We start from the raw sequence: 18,295 nt of genomic DNA, 5'->3' as shown, positions 1-18,295 counted from the left end.
GGTTAAGAAACGATTAACCTTTAAACACTTTTTAAGAATCAGAACAGCTCAAAAAGAAGCGACCCGATTGAATCGGGTCGCTCATGAGGCTTATTCCAAAGCAGCAGCCGGCCCGAAGAACTCATAACGGCTCTGCTTCTCCGGCACACCCAACGCCTTCAGATGACGCTTGATCGCCCCCATGAAACCTTTCGGCCCGAGGAAGTAAGCGTCCACATCACGCTCCGCCGGCAGCCACTCGCCCAGTTGCTCTTCACTCAACAACCCGACCTTATCCGCCGCCGGGCTCACGCCGTCATCTTCGGCGTAGCAATAAAAGCGCTTGAGCTGCGGATGACGTGCGGCCAGACCATCGATCCAGTCACGAAACGCATGCACGCTGCCATTGCGCGCACTGTGGATGAAGTACACCGGACGCTCGGTTTCCAGCGCCGCTTCCAGCATCGCCAGCGTCGGAGTGATGCCGACGCCGCCGCTGATCAGCACCAGCGGTTTGTCGCTGGCAGTCAGGGTGAATTCGCCCGATGGCGGGAACAGCTGAATGCTGGCGCCGACGTGCAGTTGATCGTGCAGGTAATTGGAGGCGCGGCCGCCCGGTTCGCGTTTGACGCTGATGCGGTACTGGCCTTTGTTGGCCAGCGCTGACAGTGAGTAGTTGCGGCGGATTTCTTCGCCGTCGAGGATCAGCTTCATGCCGATGTACTGGCCTGGCTCGGCTGCGAGGATCGGGCCCTTGTCCGCCGGCTCGAAGTAGAACGAAATGATTTCCGCGCTCTCCTCGACCTTGGCCGCGACGATGAACTCCCGCGCCCCGCGCCAGCCGCCGACGGCTTGCTCTTTCTGGTCATAAATGGCGGTTTCGGCGCCGATCAGGATTTCGGCCAACTGACCGTAGGCTGCGCCCCAGGCGCTCATCACTTCCGGCGTGGCGATCTCTTCGCCGAGCACTTCGGAGATCGCGCGCAACAGGCAGGTTCCAACGATCGGGTAGTGTTCCGGCAGGATCTGCAGGGCCACGTGCTTGTTAATGATCTTCGCCACCAGATCGCCCAACTGGTCGAGTTGATCGATGTGACGGGCGTACATCAACACGCCGTTGGCCAGGGCGCGGGGCTGGTCACCGCTGGCCTGGTGGGCCTGGTTGAACAGCGGGCGGACCTCCGGGTACTCGGAGAGCATCATGCGGTAGAAATGGGTGATCAGCGCTTCACCGCCGCTTTCCAGCAGAGGCACAGTGGATTTGACGATGGCACGATCCTGGACGCTAAGCATAAGGGTGACTCCTGAGCTTTCTCTAAAAGTGCCTTATCCACTCCAGTAATCATGCCAACAATTTTTTCCATATAAATCAATAGCTTGAAAATTATGTAGTCAGATCGACACAAGCACCTCTATAGTCGCTTCGACTACAACGTGTCTCTTTGACTACAAGCCTATGTCCGCCAAATCATTGCTCACCGCCCTGCTCCCACTGGTCTCCGACCTGTCCCGCGAACTGCCTGAAGGCGAGCGCTACCGGCGCCTGCTCGAAGCCATGCGCGCCCTGCTGCCCTGCGATGCCGCCGCACTGCTGCGCCTAGACGATGAGTGGCTGGTGCCGCTGGCGGTGGATGGCTTGAGCACCGACACTCTTGGTCGACGCTTCAAGGTCAGCGAGCACCCGCGATTTGAAGTGCTGCTGGCCGGCGAAGGACCAACCCGTTTCGCCGCCGACAGCGATCTGCCCGATCCGTATGACGGGCTGGTCGACGGCCTCGACGATCACCTCGAAGTTCACGATTGCCTCGGTTGCCCGTTGTTCGTCGATGAAAAACTCTGGGGCCTGATCACCCTCGACGCCCTCGATCCCGAGCGTTTCGAACCGATCGAGCTCGACGCCCTGCAAGCCTTCGCCAGTCTCGCATCGGCCACTGTGAATGCCGCCGAACGCATCGAACGCCTGGCCATCCGCGCCGAGGACGAACACCAGCGCGCCGAGGTCTATCGTCAGGCCAGCGGCCAGCAGAACCGCGAAATGATCGGCCAGAGCAAGGCGCATAAACGGTTGGTGGAAGAGATCAATCTGGTCGGCGGCAGCGACCTCACCGTGCTGATCACCGGCGAAACCGGGGTCGGCAAGGAACTGGTGGCCCAAGCCATTCACGCCGCTTCCAAGCGCGCCGACAAACCGATCATCAGCCTCAACTGCGCGGCCCTGCCGGACACGCTGGTGGAAAGCGAACTGTTCGGCCACGTGCGCGGCGCCTTCACTGGCGCCACCAGCGACCGGCGCGGCAAGTTCGAACTGGCCAATGGCGGCACGCTGTTTCTCGATGAAGTCGGCGAGTTGTCGCTCACCGTCCAGGCCAAGCTGTTACGGGTTTTGCAAAGTGGCCAGTTACAGCGTCTGGGTTCGGACAAGGAGCATCAGGTCGACGTGCGCCTGATCGCCGCGACCAACCGCGACCTGGCCGAAGAAGTGCGCAGCGGCCGTTACCGTGCCGACTTCTACCATCGCCTCAGCGTCTACCCGTTGCGGGTGCCGGCGCTGCGTGACCGGGGTCGCGATGTGCTGCTGCTCAGCGGGTATTTCCTGGAACAGAACCGTTCGCGCATGGGCCTCAACAGCCTGCGCCTGAACAGCGACGCCCAAGAGGCGCTTCTGGCCTACACCTGGCCGGGCAATGTGCGGGAACTGGAACACTTGATCGGACGCAGTGCGCTGAAGGCGCTGGGCAACTGCAAGGTGCGGCCGAAGATTCTCAGCCTGAGCGCGATGGACCTCGATCTGCCGCGCGAAATTGTGGATAACTCGCCGGCGCCGGCAGAAGCGACTGCCGCGATGCCATTGATCAGCGGCGACCTGCGTACAGCCACCGAGCAGTATCAGCGGCAGTTGATCAGTGCCGCGCTTGAGCGCAATCAGGACAACTGGGCCAGTGCCGCGCGTGAATTGGGACTGGATCGGGCGAATCTGGCGCGGATGGCCAAGCGCTTGGGAATGAAATAAAAGTCCCGCCGTCGGATTGGCGCCAGAATCTCTAAAGCCTGCCGGTTACAAGTCGATAACCCGGCATCGATACCTGCTGGCGATCCGTGTGATCGCCGCTCACCTTTTTCCACAGAAGGTTTTTATGTCTTCCAACAAAGCCCGCGCAGATTCACTTTCGCTTCTGCTGTTTACCTTGCGCAGCGGCAAGCTGATGGCGATCAACCTGCTGAAGGTCAGTGAAATCATCCCCTGCCCGCCGCTGACCAAGCTGCCGGAGTCGCACCCGCACGTCAAAGGCATCGCCACTTTGCGCGGTGCTTCGTTGTCGGTGATCGACCTGAGCCGCGCCATCGGCGAGCGGCCGCTGGAAGACCCGAACGGCGGCTGCCTGATCGTCACCGACGTCAGCCGTTCGAAACAGGGCCTGCATGTGCAGGCGGTGAGCAAGATCGTGCATTGCCTGACCACCGACATCAAACCGCCGCCGTTCGGTTCCGGCGGTTCGCGCGCCTACATCACCGGCGTGACCTCGGTCGACGGCACGTTAGTGCAAGTGCTGGATATAGAAAAAGTCATCCACGGCATCGCCCCGGCGCAGATCGAAATGGCCCCGACCGAGCTGAGCATGGAAGACGCCGAAGTCTTGGGCAACGCGCGGATTCTGGTGGTCGACGACAGCCAGGTGGCGTTGCAGCAATCGGTGCACACCCTGCGCAACCTCGGCCTGCAATGCCACACCGCCCGCAGCGCCAAGGAAGCCATCGACTGCCTGCTGGACCTGCAAGGCACGGCGCAGCAGATCAACCTGATCGTCTCCGACATCGAAATGTCCGAGATGGACGGCTACGCCTTCACCCGCACCCTGCGCGAGACCCCGGACTTCGCCCACCTCTACGTGCTGCTGCACACTTCGCTCGACAGTGCGATGAACAGCGAAAAGGCCCGCCTCGCCGGCGCCAACGGTGTGCTGACCAAATTCTCCTCGCCGGAGCTGACCCACTGCCTGATCGAAGCGGCCAAACACGTCGCCTCCCAGGGTTACTGAGTCTTGAGCGAGACGTTCTGCTTCCTGATGCGGCGCGACCTGAGCCAGGACGTGCCGGCCATCGAATGGCCGAACGGCATCGAACTCACGACCTACAGCGCCGAACGCGCATCCGCCGTGCATGAACTGATGCAAATCGGCTACCGCGAAGGCGGTGGTCGGGTGCCGGCGCTGGACGCCTGGCAACAGCAGTTCGAGAACGATCCGGAATACGATCCGGCACTGTGCTTCATCGCCAGCGATGCCGACGGCGTCATTGGTGTGGTGCAGTGCTGGACCAGTTCCTACATCAAGAACCTGGTGGTGCATCCTCGCGCCCAGGGCCGTGGATTGGGTCGGGCGTTGCTGCTTCATGCGTTCAAGGTGTTTCAGGATCGACGCGAAGGATTTGTCGACCTGAAGGTGCTGGAAGACAACCGGCGAGCGCAGCGCTTGTACGAAATGTCTGGAATGTATGTGGTTCGCCGGGAATGGGTGCCGGACTGAAAAACTAAAATCCTGCGGCATACTCCAACCTTGGCGATCAACCCTCCAAGGATGCCCGAACCATGAAACGCCTCGCCCTCTCCGTGCTTTGCCTCATCGCCCCGTTGGCCCACGCCTCCAGCCCCGACGCCTGGGCGGCCTACGACAAAACCGTGCTCGCCAATTGCACCAAGGCCAGCGGCCTGAAAAACGCCAAACCGGTCGGCAACGCCGCGCAATTCGATGACCGCGTCGGCTACACCGCGCTGTTGCTGCAAGGCCAGTACCCGCAAAAACACATGAAGGGCCAGCAAGGCACCGAGCTGTGCCTGTACAGCAAAAAGTCGAAAACCGCGTTCGTCACCGAATGGGACTCGATCCGCCCGACCGCCAAACCCTGAGCGAATGGCGCACAACTTGCTTCACTCCGGGCCTGTACGGCGGCTTTATGTCGCCGATTCACACCCTGATTGAAGATTGCCTGCTCAATGAACACGACCTTTTCCTGCGTAGGCTGCGGCAAATGCTGCACCGATCACCACGTGCCCCTGACCCTGGCCGAAGCTCGCATGTGGGCGGCCGACGGCGGTCAGGTGATCGTGCTGGTGGAGGCGTTTCTCGCCAACGGCCTGGGCCTGCCGGAACAGCAGCGTGAACACGCACAGCGGCGTTCGGCGGTGGTGCGCAGCGGAATGTCCGACGCCCATGTGGCAATCACCTTCGCCGCCTACAATGTTGGCCCCTGCCGGAATCTTGACGAAGACAAGCTGTGCCGCATCTACGAACGCCGACCGCTGGTGTGCCGCATCTATCCCGCCGAAATCAATCCGCACATCCCGCTGAACCCTGCGGCCAAGGACTGCCCGCCGGAGTCCTGGGAGCAAGGGGCGCAACTGATCGTCGGTAATGAACTGGTGGATCAGGAACTGGTGACGCTGATCCAGCGCTCGCGCCAGGCGGATCGCGATGACATCCGGATCAAGGATGCGATTTGCGGCTTGCTCGGCATCCGCACCACCGCGCTCAAGGGCGACGGCTTTACCGCGTACCTGCCGGACATGGGTGCGTTTGCCTCGGTGATCGATCAGGTCACGGCGCAACCATTGAGCGAAGTTTCCAGCGAATGGTTGTTCCATGTCTCCGGCGACGACATCGCCGGGCAAGTACGGGCGGCCGGGGCACAAGTGGTGTCCGAACCGCCGCAGACTTACGCGTTCATTTCGTTGCGAGCGGCCTAAGCACCCTGCCGCCGGCCCCAGAATTCCCGCGCCAGCGAACGCAAATCCCCCGCCAGCCCCGCCACATCCTGTGAGTTGAGCTGGCTCTGGCGCCCCTCATCCACCGTCAACTCACACGCCGTGCGAATACTGACGATGTTGCGGTTGATGTCCTCGCTCACCGCGCTCTGTTCTTCAACCGCTGCCGCAATCTGCAGACTCATCTCGGTAATCTGCTCGACCCGCCCGCTGATCCCGTCCAACGCTCGGGCCGCACGCTGGGCCTGTTCGACGCTGTTATCCACATGCTCGCTGCTCTGCTGCATCACCAGCACCGCATCCCGCGCGCCGTTTTGCAGGGTGCTGATCATCCGCTGAATCTCATTGGTCGACTGCTGGGTGCGCTGGGCCAGCCCCCGCACCTCATCGGCCACCACCGCAAACCCGCGCCCGGCATCCCCGGCCCGCGCCGCTTCGATCGCCGCATTGAGCGCCAGCAGATTGGTCTGCTCGGCAATGCTGCGAATCACCTCGAGCACCCCGGAAATCTCGCTGCTGTGGCCTTCGAGCTGATGAATCACCTCGGTCGCCCGGCCCAACTCCTCGGCCAGCCGCAACACCGCACTGCGACTCTCGCCGACCAGCAGATGTCCCTCACGGGTTTCCGTCCCCGCCATATCGGCCGCCACCGACGCCTGCTGCGCATGGCTGGCGACCTCGGCCACACTGGCCGCCATCTGATGAATCGCCGCCGCCACCTGATCGGTTTCCGCCTGCTGCGCCAGCGTGCTGGTGTGACTGCTGTGCAAATGATCCACAAGCTGCGCCGCATGTCCGGCCAATCGCTGCGAGGCATCACCGATCCGCCCCACCACCGCGCCGACCTGCGCTTCGAGCATCTGCAACGCAAACTCGATCTGCCCGAACTGATCCCGCCGCCCGGTATAAATGCCCTGACTCAACGGGTTGTCGGCAATCGCCCGCGCACGCTCGGTCAGACGCTCCAGCGGCCGCAGTAACCAACTCACGCCCAGCGCACAGGCGCCACTGCCGGCCACCAGCGCAGCGGCTTCGATGCCCATGGACTCCGGCCGCAGCCAGGCTTCAATCCCCAGCACCACCGCCAGCACCGAACTGGTCAACGCCACGATCCGCGCCCGCAAACCCAACACCGGCAGCCACTGCCACCGCGCCACCCGCCCCTCGCGCAACTGCGCATAGGCCCGCTCCGCCGCCGCAATCTGCCGCGCATCCGGCCGCGTACGCACCGACTGATACTCCACCGCCGCACCGTTCTGCGTGACCGGCGTGACATAGGCACTGACCCAGTAGTGATCACCGTTCTTGCAACGATTCTTCACCAGCCCCATCCACGACCGCCCGCGCTTGAGCGTCCGCCACATATGGGCAAACGCCTGCGCCGGCATGTCCGGATGGCGCAGCAAATTGTGCGGCGCACCCAGCAGCTCGTCGCGGCTGTAACCGCTGATCTTGATGAAATCGTCGTTGGCGTAGGTGATCGCGCTGGTCAGATCGGTGGTCGAGAGAATGTTTGCATCCGGCGCAACATCGACATTGCGCCCGGTCACCGGGAGATTGATCTTCATGGAAAGCGCGCTCGTTTTATTGGAAAGAGTCGGCAGGGCTGCTGACTCTAAGCGCACTAACTGGTTAAACGTTGATCTGGCTCAGGAACTGAGCAATTAGCCATCACTGTGACCGAAAATCACAGCGACGGCCGAGGCGGGAATGAATCAGCGCTTGCCCATCGAACGGCGAGTACCCGAAGGCGCCACACCCGGAATCTTGGCGTGACGATCACCGTCCTTGCCCTTGAACTGCGGCTGCTTGGCCGCTTTGGCAGCCGCCAGCTCACCTGGCTTGAACGGAAACTTGAACGCAGGAATGGTCGGCTTGGATTCACCGGCCTCGGCCAGCTCTGCCGGGACATCGCTCACAGCGTTGTCGATTGGGGAAGTCATGAAAGCTCCGGGAAGCAAAAAGTCCGGCCCGGTGGATGAGCCGCGAAGGCGCGCAGTATACCTGCGTGAGCGGAGTTTAAAGAGTCCCAAAAAGGATACGACCAGTGCCTTTTTGGGACAGGTCGACTAACGGATCACCTCTCCCGATCACCCCAAAAGCACTACAGCAACAAACAGTACACCCCACACATTTTCAAACATCCGAAAATGGAACGCGGAGCGTCCCGGGCGGCATTCCCACGCGGAGCGTGGGAACGATCAACAAAAATCAAAAGCCAACCGCACGCTCTTCACCACTCAACACAATGAGCGTTAGCTCGAGTACCGCTTTTGACGTGCCGGCCCCATCGGAAGGCTGAGTGGAGGGATTTATCCGGGGGTGGGAGCGCAGCGACCGTGCGGCGCAGCCGCATGCATCGAGAGGAGGTGCAGCGAAGCAAACCGTAGGCGATGCCCCCGGATGAATCCCGGAACGAAGGAACGCCGAGCCACAGCGAGGCGCCGAACGCAGGGGCCAAGCCTTTTGCTTACTTTTCGGCGTTTGGAAAAGTGAGCCGCTGTAAGAGCGGAACCGCCAGTGGCAACACCCGAAGAAACGGATATTCACAAAGAACACCCAAAGCATGGCCGGCCCAAAGGCCGCCAAGTCAAAAGCCGAAACTGACAGCGCCGTCAGCTAGCCGTCACCCTCCTGACCCCCAAACAAGTTTATAAAGAACCAACCTGCCCAAACCCCGTCCCCCTGGCGCCCCACAAGCATGCAAACCCAGAAGAAAAAGGCCCTGCTCGCCACCCTGCTGATCGCCCTCGCAGCCGCCGGCCTGTGGTATGCGATAAAACCCGCACCGGCCAAACTCGCTGCCCCGACTGCAATCCCAGTCAGGGTCGTCGCCGTCAGCGAAAAAGACGTCCCCCGCTACACCAGCGGCATCGGCTCGGTCCTCTCACTGCACAGCGTCGTGGTACGCCCACAAATCGACGGCATCCTCACCAAGCTTTTGGTCAAAGAGGGCCAACTGGTGAAGCAAGGCGACCTGCTCGCCACCATCGACGACCGCTCGATCCGCGCCAGCCTCGACCAGGCCCGGGCACAACTGGGCGAAAGCCAGGCACAACTGCAAGTCGCCCTGGTCAACCTCAAACGCTACAAACTGCTCAGCGTCGACGACGGCGTGTCTAAGCAGACCTACGACCAGCAACAGGCACTGGTCAACCAGCTCAAGGCCACCGCCCAGGGCAATCAGGCTTCGATTGACGCGGCACAGGTACAGCTTTCCTACACCCAGATTCGCTCCCCGGTCACCGGCCGCGTCGGGATTCGCACGGTCGACGAAGGCAACTTCCTGCGCATGACCGACACCCAGGGTCTGTTCACCGTGACCCAGATCGACCCGATCGCCGTCGAGTTCTCCCTGCCCCAACAAATGCTGCCGACCCTGCAAGGCCTGATCAGCGACCCGCAGCGCGCGCAGGTCAAGGCCTACATCGGCGCCGACACCGACGGCGAAACCGGCAACCTGCTCGGCGAAGGTCACCTGACCCTGATCGACAACCAGATCAACGCCAACACCGGCACCATCCGCGCCAAGGCCGAGTTCGACAACCCCAACCAGAAGCTCTGGCCGGGCCTGCTGGTGACGGTAAAGATTCAGACGGCACTGGATAAAGATGCGCTGGTGGTCCCGCCTACCGTCGTACAACGCGGCCTCGATCAACACTTCGTGTACCGGGTCAACGGCGACAAGGTTGAAGCGGTGCAGGTGCAGATGGTTTATCAGGGCAGCGGTCAGGACATCATCAAGGGCGTGAAACCCGGCGACGTACTGGTCAGTGACGGCCAGTCGCGGCTCAAGCCCGGTTCGACCGTGCAGGTCATGAGCGAACCGCCGCAGGTGGTGCAAGCGGAGCCCAAGCCATGAAGCAGCACAAAGGCGTTTCGACCTGGTGCATCGATCACCCGGTGGCGACGATTCTGCTGACCATCGCGCTGGTGCTGGTCGGGGTGATTGCCTTCCCGCGCCTGCCGATTGCCCCGCTGCCGGAAGCGGAATTTCCTACGATTCAAGTTTCCGCACAGTTGCCCGGCGCCAGCCCGGACACCATGGCTTCGTCCGTGGCCACGCCGCTGGAGGTGCAATTCAGCGCCATCCCCGGCATGACCCAGATGACCTCCAGCAGTGCGCTGGGCTCCAGTCTGCTGACCCTGCAATTCACCCTCGACAAGAGCATCGACACCGCCGCCCAGGAAGTGCAGGCCGCGATCAACACCGCCGCCGGCAAACTGCCGAAAGACATGCCGACCCTGCCGACCTGGAAGAAGGTCAACCCGGCCGACAGCCCGGTGCTGATCCTCAGCGTCAGCTCCACGCAGATGCCCGGCACCGAGCTCAGCGACCTTGTGGAAACCCTGCTCGCGCGTCAGATCAGTCAGATCGACGGCGTAGGCCAGATCAACATCACCGGTCAGCAACGTCCGGCAATCCGCGTGCAGGCTTCGGCGGACAAACTGGCGGCTATCGGCCTGACCCTCGCCGACATTCGTGTGGCGATCCAGCAGACCAGCCTCAACCTCGCCAAGGGTGCTTTGTACGGCGATTCGAGCATTTCCACGCTGTCGACCAACGACCAGTTGTTCCACCCCGAGGAATACAGCCAGCTCATCGTTTCCTACAAGGACGGCGCCCCGGTTCACCTCAAGGATGTCGCCAAAGTCGTCAACGGTTCGGAAGATGCCTACGTGCAAGCCTGGGCCGGTGATCGGCCGGGCGTGAACCTGGTGATCTCCCGCCAGCCCGGCGCCAACATCGTCGAAACCGTGGACCGGATTCAGGCCGCCCTGCCCGGTCTCGAAGCCATGCTGCCGGCCTCGGTACAGGTCAAAACCCTGATCGACCGCACCCAGACCATCCGCGCCTCGCTGCATGAAGTGGAAATCACCCTGCTGATCGCGATCCTGCTGGTGGTGGCAGTGATGGCGCTGTTCCTGCGCCAGCTGTCGGCAACGATGATTGTCTCGGCGGTGCTCGGCGTATCGCTGACCGCCAGTTTCGCGTTGATGTATTTACTCGGCTTCAGTCTGAACAACCTGACGCTGGTGGCCATCGTGGTGGCGGTGGGATTCGTGGTCGACGATGCGATCGTGGTGGTGGAAAACATCCACCGCCATCTGGAGGCCGGCGACAGCATGCGCGACGCCGCGATCAAGGGTGCCGGCGAGATCGGCTTCACCGTGGTCTCGATCAGTTTCTCGCTGGTGGCAGCGTTCATTCCGCTGCTGTTCATGGGCGGCGTGGTCGGGCGTTTGTTCAAGGAATTCGCCCTGACGGCCACCTCGACCATCATGATTTCCGTGGTGGTATCCCTGACGTTGGCGCCGACGCTGGCAGCGCTGTTCATGCGCAAACCGGTGCATCACGCCCATGACAAACCGGGCTTCAGCGAACGCCTGCTCGGCTGGTACGAAAAAGGCCTGCGCCGCGCTCTCGCCCACCAGAAACTGATGATCGGCGTGTTCGGCATTTCCGTCGCGCTGGCGATTGGCGGCTACGTGTTTATCCCCAAGGGTTTCTTTCCGGTGCAGGACACCGGTTTCGTCCTCGGCACCACCGAAGCCGCTGCGGACATCTCCTACAGCGACATGGTGAAAAAACACCTGGCAATGGCCGAAATCGTTGCCGCCGACCCGGCAGTGCAGGCGTTTTCCCATTCGGTGGGCGTGTCCGGCAGCAACCAGACCATCGCCAACGGCCGCTTCTGGATCGCCCTGAAAAAGCGCGGTGACCGCGATGTCTCGGCCAGCCAGTTCATCGACCGCATCCGTCCGCAACTGATGAAAGTCCCAGGCATCGTGCTTTACCTGCGCGCCGGCCAGGACATCAACCTCAGCTCCGGCCCGAGCCGTGCACAGTATCAATACGTGCTCAAGAGCAACGACGGGCCGACCCTCGCCACCTGGACCCAGAAACTCACCGAAAAACTGCGCAGCATCCCGGCGTTCCGTGACATTTCCAACGACCTGCAACTGGGCGGCAGCATCACCCACATCAGCATCGACCGCAGCGCCGCCGCGCGATTCGGTCTGACGGCGAGCGATGTCGACGAGGCGCTGTACGACGCCTTCGGCCAGCGGCAGATCAATGAGTTCCAGACCCAGGTCAACCAGTACAACGTGATTCTGGAGCTGGACACCAAACAGCGCGGCAAGGCCGAAAGCCTCAACTATTTCTACCTGCGCTCACCGCTGAGCGGAGAAATGGTGCCGCTGTCGGCGCTGGCCCGATTCGACGCGCCGACCATCGGCCCGCTGTCCATCGCCCACGACGGCATGTTCCCGGCTGCCAACCTGTCGTTCAACCTGGCGCCCGGTGTGGCTCTGGGCGACGCGGTGATTCTGCTCAATCAGGCCAAGGCCGAGATCGGCATGCCGACCGCGATCAGCGGAAACTTCCAGGGCGCGGCCCAGGCGTTCCAGAGTTCGCTGAAAAGTCAGCCGTGGCTGATTCTCGCGGCGCTGGTGGCGGTGTACATCATCCTTGGCGTGCTCTACGAGAGCTTCGTCCATCCGCTGACGATCATTTCGACCTTGCCGGCGGCGGGTCTCGGCGCGGTGATCATGCTGTGGATCTGCGGCCAGGACTTTTCGATCATGGCGCTGATCGGGCTGGTACTGCTGATCGGTATCGTGAAGAAGAACGGCATCCTGATGATCGACTTCGCCCTTGAAGCGCAGCGTCATCGCGGGCTGTCGCCGCAGGATGCGATTTTCGAAGCGTGTATCACGCGGTTCCGGCCGATCATCATGACCACCCTCGCCGCCCTGCTCGGCGCCCTGCCGCTGATGCTCGGTTACGGCACCGGCGCCGAACTGCGCCAACCATTGGGGATAGCGGTTGTGGGCGGCCTGCTGGTCAGCCAGATGCTGACGCTGTTCACCACGCCGGTCATATACTTGTGGCTTGAGCGGCTATTCCACAAGCCCAAACCTGCGCCCATCGCGGCGCTGGCAACGACAGACTGAGGCGGGTCATGCGCGTTCTGATTATCGAAGACGAAGAGAAAACCGCGGACTACCTGCACCGCGGCCTGACGGAACAGGGTTACACCGTGGATCTGGCCCGCGACGGCGTCGAGGGCCTGCATCTGGCGCTGGAAAGCGACTACGCGGTGATCGTCCTCGACGTGATGCTGCCAGGCCTCGACGGCTTCGGCGTATTGCGCGCATTGCGTGCGCGCAAGCAGACGCCGGTGATCATGCTCACCGCCCGCGAGCGGGTCGAAGACCGGATCCGAGGCCTGCGCGATGGCGCCGACGATTACCTCGGCAAACCGTTTTCCTTTCTCGAACTGGTGGCGCGCCTGCAGGCGCTGACCCGGCGCAGCGGGGGCCATGAACCGGTACAAGTGAGCATCGCCGACCTGTGGATCGACCTGATCAGCCGCAAGGCCACCCGCGCCGGCACCCGGCTGGATCTGACGGCGAAGGAGTTTTCACTGCTCAGCGTGCTGGCCCGGCGTCAGGGCGAAATCCTCTCGAAAACCGCGATTGCCGAGATGGTCTGGGACATCAATTTCGACAGCGACGCCAACGTGGTCGAGGTCGCCATCAAGCGCCTGCGGGCCAAGCTCGACGGGCCGTTCGACGAGAAACTGCTGCACACCATCCGCGGCATGGGTTATGTGCTGGAGAGCCGTGGTGTCCAGTAATTCCATCGCCCTGCGCCTGAGCGGGATGTTCACGCTGGTGGCGCTGCTGGTGTTCCTGTTGATCGGCGGCGCGCTGTATCAACAAGTGGACAAAGGCCTCGGCCTGCTGCCGGAAGCGGAACTGGATGCGCGTTATAGCGTGCTCGAATCCGCGCTCAACCGATATGGCACACCGGAGCATTGGGTGAAGATCAACGCCAAGCTCAAGCTGCTCGGCGAAGAAGACAAGCGCATCCGCTTCTGGGTGGTCAGCGGCAATCCGGGCTACGAGTTCGGCGAGCCGGATGCCTTGATCCGCGCGTTTGCCCAAGGCCCGCTGGGCATGCGCGACCTGCAATTGCCCAACCACCCTTACCCGCTGAAAGTACTGCTGACTGAACTGCCGGCCAAGGATCAGCGCCCGCCGCTGCGCTTCATGATCGGCATCGATACCGAGACCTTTCACCAGACCCAGCATCAGTTGCTGATCGCGCTGGTGAGTCTGGCGGTGATCGGCGTGCTGCTGGCATCGGCCTTGGGTTACTGGGTGGCGCGGATCGGCCTCAAGCCGCTGATCAAACTGTCCCACGAAGCCCAGCGTCTGGCGCCGCCGTTACGGGCCGGACGCTTGCGTCTGTCGCCACTGCCGCCGGAGCTCGAGCAGTTTGTCGACTCGTTCAACTCGACACTGGAGCGGGTCGAACAAGCCTATTCACGGCTGGAATCCTTCAACGCCGACGTCGCCCATGAACTGCGCTCGCCGTTGACCAACCTGATCGGCCAGACCCAGGTCGCACTGACTCGCGGGCGCTCTGCCGAGCATTATTTCGAAGTGCTGCAATCCAACCTCGAAGAACTGGAACGCCTGCGTTCGATCATCAACGACATGCTGTTCCTGGCCAGCGCCGATCAGGGCAGCAAGGCCACCAAACTGACCTCGACTTCGTTGGCCGATGAAGTGGCGACTACCCTCGAATACCTCGACTTCATCCTCGAAGATGCGCAAGTCCAGGTTCGGGTAAGCGGCGATGCGCAGGTGCAGATAGAGATCGCTCATCTGCGCCGGGCCTTGATCAATCTGCTGAGCAACGCGGTACAACACACTGCGCCCGGTCAGGTGATCGAAGTGCAGATCGCGGTTGAGGAGCATCAGGTGAGTATCGGTGTGGCCAACCCCGGCTCGCCGATTGCCAGCGAGCATTTGCCTCGGTTGTTCGAGCGTTTTTACCGAGTCGATGCGTCGCGCAGCAACAGCGGCAACAATCACGGGTTGGGGCTGGCGATCGTCAAGGCGATTGCGCTGATGCACGGCGGCGACGTGTTCGTGCGCAGTGATCGCGGAATGAACACCTTCGGGATTCATTTGCCGGTCTGAGGACCGGGATTATTGCCATTCCCGCAACAGTCATTTATGAAAATCACGCTGTTTCCCAACGCCCGGCAACCTTATCTTTGCCCGCACCAAACAGCACTTGCCAAGCAAGAAGGTTTTCAAGATGTCCAACAGTATGGGTATTGCCAGCGCTTTCGTTTTGTCCTCATTGATCCTGTCGCCGATGGCGATGGCTGAAGAATCCCAGACGTTCGTAGCGCAAAACGCCGCTCGCGCTCACGCATTCGAACAGCATCAGGCAGAAGTGATGGCCAAGGCTCAAGACGCCACGCAAGCCCCTCAGGCCGCAACTTCCCGGACTCAGGCTTCAGAGAAAGACAGCTGAGTCGCGCACCGCACAACGTTTCCCTCGACGCGGTTGTTTGGCTCTTCCCGTTCAACCGTCGTCCTTGCAGGCCGCTGATTTTCAGCGGCCTTTTTTCGTTGTGGTCTGTAAGCTGTCCGGTTCGTCTTTAACAATTAGAAACATCCCGCACCTCAAGACATTGAAGTGTCAGTTGACCCCAAGGAGCTTTACCGCACGTGCGTTACCCAGTTCGCTTCACCCCGCTGTTCATTGCAATTGCCGCAACGATTGCCCCCGCCGCCCACGCTGCCGAAGCCGGGCAACAAGGATTCGTCGAAGGCTCGAGCCTCAACCTCAACGCCCGCAACTACTACATGAACCGCAACCGTCTGCAGCAGACGGATGACAACATCGAGTGGGGCCAGGGTTTCCTCGGCAAATTCGAGTCGGGCTACACCGAAGGCACGGTCGGTTTCGGCATTGATGCCCACGCCATGCTCGGTCTGAAACTCGACGGCGGTGGCGGCACCGACAACTCCAGCATCCTGCCGGTCAGCGACGGCAACGGCAAAGCGCCGGGCTCGTTCTCCACGGCGGGCGGCACCTTGAAAATGCGAGCGTTCGATACCGAGCTGAAGGCCGGCGACCTGTTCCTCGCCAACCCGGTGATCGCCGGTGGCGAGACGCGCATGCTGCCGCAGACCTTTCGCGGCCTCAGCCTGACCAATCACAGCTTCGACGGCTGGATGATCGAAGGCGGCCAGGCCAGTTTCACCAAGCCCTACAACCAGAGCGGCCACAAACGCATCGGCACCTCTTACGGCACCCTCGCCGACGGCGACAAGAGCCAGCACCTGAACTGGGCCGGCGTGGCCTTTAGCGGCGTCGAAGGCCTGACCAGCAGTCTCTATGCCTCCGAACTGAAAGACATCTGGAACCAGTACTACTACGACCTCGACTACACCTGGGCGCTGAACGATCAGGTGACCCTCAACCCGGGCCTGCACTTCTATCACACGCAGGACACCGGCGACGCGCTGCTGGGCAACATCGACAACAACACCTACAGCCTGCATTTCACCGTGGGGATCGGCAGCCACAGCGTTACCGCCGCGTATCAGCGGGTCAACGGCAACACGCCGTTCGATTACATCAGCCAGGGTGACAGCGTTTACCTCGACAACTCGCAGCAGTACTCGGACTTCAACGGCCCGAACGAGCGCTCGTGGAAACTCAAGTACGCCTACGACTTCGCCGGCGTCGGCCTGCCGGGCCTGACCTCGTCGCTGTCCTACTCGCGCGGCACGCTGGACCTGACCAAGGTCGATCCGGACAGCAAGGGCTACGCCTCGTGGTACAGCGCCGAAGGCCGCAACGCCAAGCACTGGGAGCGCGACATCGACCTCAAGTACGTGGTGCAAAGCGGCCAGGCCAAAGACCTGGCGGTACGCCTGCAATGGGCGACCAACCGTGGCGGCAACGGTTACGGCGCGCTGGATACGGACACAGATGAATACCGTGTGATCATCGACTACCCGATCAACGTCTTCTAAGATCGGCGCTACAGTAAAAGGCCAGCCTGATGCGCTGGCCTTTTTCTTGCCTGTGGCAGCGAAGCGGGTACAACTACGCTTACAAGAATCCCTTACCGAAACCGAACCATGATCGCGAGCCGCACCCCTACCGTTCCCGGCACGACCGGACGCTCCGAGCTGCTGCTGATCCTCGGCAGCCTGCTGAGCGTGATCGCGATTGTGTGCATCGTCACGTTCCTGCTGATCCGCGAACACGCCAACGCTCAGGAATCGGCCACCCGCGGCGCCACCACCATCGCCCAGTTGATCGACGCCGACGTGCTGCGTACCGTCGAGCTGTATGACCTGACACTGCAAGGGCTGATCGCCGCCGCGCAGCGTGACGACCTGAAAGACGTGTCGCCGCAGATCCGCCATCTGGCGCTGTTCGATCGTTCCACCACCGCGCGTTTCAAGGGCGACATCCTGTTGCTCGACAAGTATGGCGACGTGATTGCCGACTCCTCGCGGGTCGATCCGCTGCCGGGCAACTTCGCCGACCGCGACTACTTCCTCGCCCACGCCTTCAAGCGCGACACCGGCATGTTCATCAGCCGTCCGTTCAAACCCCGCTGCGACTGCGATGACGCGAACCAGTGGCGGATCAGTTTCAGCCGGCGCATCTCTTCGGAAACCGGCGAATTCCTGGGCGTGGCCGTGGCGTCGATGAAACTCGATTACTTCGATCAGCTGTTCAACAGTCTCGACATCGGCATCGACAGCACCCTCAACATCATCAACAACGACGGCATCCTGCTGGCACAGAAGCCTTATCTGCAGAGCGATTCGATCGGCAAGAGCTTTGCCGCCCGGCCCAATGTGGTGCGGATCCTGCGCGACAACAACGGCAATGGCAGTTTCAACAGCATTTCGAGCATGGATTATCAGCAACGGCTGTACACCTATTCGCGGGTCGGCAATCTGCCGCTGACGGTGATCGTTGCCCTGTCCAGCGAGGAAGTGTTCGGCGCGTGGCGACGCACGGCGATCCTGATCAGCGGCGCCACCGGCGTGCTGTGTGCCGGGCTGCTGTGGCTGACCTGGCTGCTGGCCCGGGAGCTGCGCCTGCGCCAGCGGGCCGAGCGCGAACTGGCGCAACTGGCGGCGACCGATGCACTGACCGGGGTCGCCAACCGGCGGATGCTCGATCAGTCGCTACGCCACGAGTGGTTCCGCGCCCAGCGCTCGGGCAAGCCGCTGTCATTGCTGATGATCGACGCCGACCACTTCAAGGCCTTCAACGACCGGCACGGGCATCAGGGCGGGGATCAGGCGTTGCGTGAGCTGGCGAGGGTGATTACCGCCAACGTGCGGCGTCCGGCGGATCTGGTGGCGCGTTATGGTGGTGAGGAGTTTTCGGTGATCCTCGCGGAAACCGACAGCGTCGGGGCGCAGCAGATCGCCGAGCACATTCGCGCAGCGGTGGAACAACTGCCAAGCTTCAATGAAGACCAGTCACCGATGACCGTAAGTATCGGCATCAGCACCTGGACGGCAACGAGCGAGATCAGCCTGGAGCAGCTGTTGTTCGCGGCGGACAGGGCGTTGTACCAGGCCAAGGAAGGTGGGCGAAACCGGGTCGTCGTGGCCTGAGAACAGGCATAAAAAAGGTTCTTCACGGATTACCGGGAAAGACGCTCTTGATCTTCATGAAAAAGAATTCGCTATCCCGGTAACCGT

15 protein-coding genes and 1 pseudogene are annotated in these 18,295 nt (G+C 61.8%); 12 read left to right on the top strand and 4 right to left on the bottom strand.

The features are described 5' to 3' along the window. Nucleotides 1-90 precede the first annotated feature (90 nt). Nucleotides 91-1,272 carry an NO-inducible flavohemoprotein gene (gene hmpA, locus AC1RT4_RS00080; RefSeq protein WP_007956728.1) on the bottom strand — a complete coding sequence of 394 codons (1,182 nt, stop codon included), beginning with the start codon at nucleotides 1,270-1,272 and terminating at the stop codon, nucleotides 91-93. 163 nt (nucleotides 1,273-1,435) lie between these two features. On the opposite strand from hmpA, the gene norR reads away from it, so the two are divergent. From norR to AC1RT4_RS00055, 5 genes are all read left to right on the top strand, one after another. Then, the gene (norR, locus tag AC1RT4_RS00075) at nucleotides 1,436-2,989 is read left to right on the top strand and encodes a nitric oxide reductase transcriptional regulator NorR (RefSeq protein ID WP_493082739.1); all 1,554 of its coding nucleotides are present in this window, start codon (nucleotides 1,436-1,438) and stop codon (nucleotides 2,987-2,989) included. 124 nt (nucleotides 2,990-3,113) lie between these two features. Next, nucleotides 3,114-4,016 (top strand): chemotaxis protein CheV, encoded by a 903-nt coding sequence (locus AC1RT4_RS00070; RefSeq protein WP_179693799.1) that lies wholly within the window; start codon nucleotides 3,114-3,116, stop codon nucleotides 4,014-4,016. 27 nt (nucleotides 4,017-4,043) lie between these two features. After that, the gene (locus AC1RT4_RS00065) at nucleotides 4,044-4,502 is read left to right on the top strand and encodes a GNAT family N-acetyltransferase (protein WP_493084392.1); all 459 of its coding nucleotides are present in this window, start codon (nucleotides 4,044-4,046) and stop codon (nucleotides 4,500-4,502) included. A gap of 62 nt (nucleotides 4,503-4,564) precedes the next feature. Continuing rightward, a complete protein-coding gene (locus AC1RT4_RS00060; protein WP_493082737.1) occupies nucleotides 4,565-4,882 on the top strand; it encodes a hypothetical protein in 318 nt (105 codons plus the stop codon). 87 nt (nucleotides 4,883-4,969) lie between these two features. Next, a complete protein-coding gene (locus AC1RT4_RS00055) occupies nucleotides 4,970-5,719 on the top strand; it encodes a YkgJ family cysteine cluster protein (RefSeq protein WP_493082735.1) in 750 nt (249 codons plus the stop codon). On the opposite strand, the gene AC1RT4_RS00050 is transcribed toward AC1RT4_RS00055, so the two are convergent. The 3 genes and pseudogenes from AC1RT4_RS00050 to AC1RT4_RS00040 form a co-directional block, all read right to left on the bottom strand. Then, the gene (locus tag AC1RT4_RS00050; protein ID WP_493084390.1) at nucleotides 5,716-6,780 is read right to left on the bottom strand and encodes a methyl-accepting chemotaxis protein; all 1,065 of its coding nucleotides are present in this window, start codon (nucleotides 6,778-6,780) and stop codon (nucleotides 5,716-5,718) included. The genes AC1RT4_RS00055 and AC1RT4_RS00050 overlap by 4 nt on opposite strands. Nucleotides 6,781-7,023: 243 nt before the next feature. After that, nucleotides 7,024-7,305: pseudogene (locus AC1RT4_RS00045) on the bottom strand (PAS domain-containing protein); the annotation flags it as partial. 147 nt (nucleotides 7,306-7,452) lie between these two features. After that, on the bottom strand, nucleotides 7,453-7,680 hold the full coding sequence (locus AC1RT4_RS00040; RefSeq protein WP_039765632.1) for a hypothetical protein: 228 nt from the start codon (nucleotides 7,678-7,680) through the stop codon (nucleotides 7,453-7,455). A 758-nt stretch (nucleotides 7,681-8,438) separates the two neighbouring features. Here AC1RT4_RS00040 and AC1RT4_RS00035 point away from each other — a divergent pair. From AC1RT4_RS00035 to AC1RT4_RS00005, 7 genes are all read left to right on the top strand, one after another. Further along, entirely contained in the window at nucleotides 8,439-9,599 is a 1,161-nt protein-coding gene (locus AC1RT4_RS00035) for an efflux RND transporter periplasmic adaptor subunit (RefSeq protein ID WP_493082732.1), read from the top strand. Further along, nucleotides 9,596-12,697 (top strand): multidrug efflux RND transporter permease subunit, encoded by a 3,102-nt coding sequence (locus AC1RT4_RS00030; RefSeq protein ID WP_085606911.1) that lies wholly within the window; start codon nucleotides 9,596-9,598, stop codon nucleotides 12,695-12,697. Before AC1RT4_RS00035 ends, AC1RT4_RS00030 begins: the two co-directional genes overlap by 4 nt. Nucleotides 12,698-12,705: 8 nt before the next feature. After that, entirely contained in the window at nucleotides 12,706-13,383 is a 678-nt protein-coding gene (locus AC1RT4_RS00025) for a heavy metal response regulator transcription factor (RefSeq protein WP_003228008.1), read from the top strand. Next, nucleotides 13,373-14,737 carry a heavy metal sensor histidine kinase gene (locus AC1RT4_RS00020; protein WP_493082729.1) on the top strand — a complete coding sequence of 455 codons (1,365 nt, stop codon included), beginning with the start codon at nucleotides 13,373-13,375 and terminating at the stop codon, nucleotides 14,735-14,737. Before AC1RT4_RS00025 ends, AC1RT4_RS00020 begins: the two co-directional genes overlap by 11 nt. 121 nt (nucleotides 14,738-14,858) lie before the next feature. Continuing rightward, a complete protein-coding gene (locus AC1RT4_RS00015) occupies nucleotides 14,859-15,080 on the top strand; it encodes a hypothetical protein (protein ID WP_493082727.1) in 222 nt (73 codons plus the stop codon). A 197-nt stretch (nucleotides 15,081-15,277) separates the two neighbouring features. After that, complete coding sequence (locus AC1RT4_RS00010) at nucleotides 15,278-16,594, top strand: OprD family porin (protein WP_493082725.1); 1,317 nt, start codon at nucleotides 15,278-15,280, stop codon at nucleotides 16,592-16,594. Nucleotides 16,595-16,702: 108 nt separating this feature from the next. After that, the gene (locus AC1RT4_RS00005) at nucleotides 16,703-18,208 is read left to right on the top strand and encodes a sensor domain-containing diguanylate cyclase (RefSeq protein WP_493082723.1); all 1,506 of its coding nucleotides are present in this window, start codon (nucleotides 16,703-16,705) and stop codon (nucleotides 18,206-18,208) included. Nucleotides 18,209-18,295 lie beyond the last annotated feature (87 nt).

It is taken from the genome of Pseudomonas sp. GW821-FHT11D10 (assembly GCF_058808435.1).
This window is presented reverse-complemented; position numbering and strand designations above follow the sequence as displayed.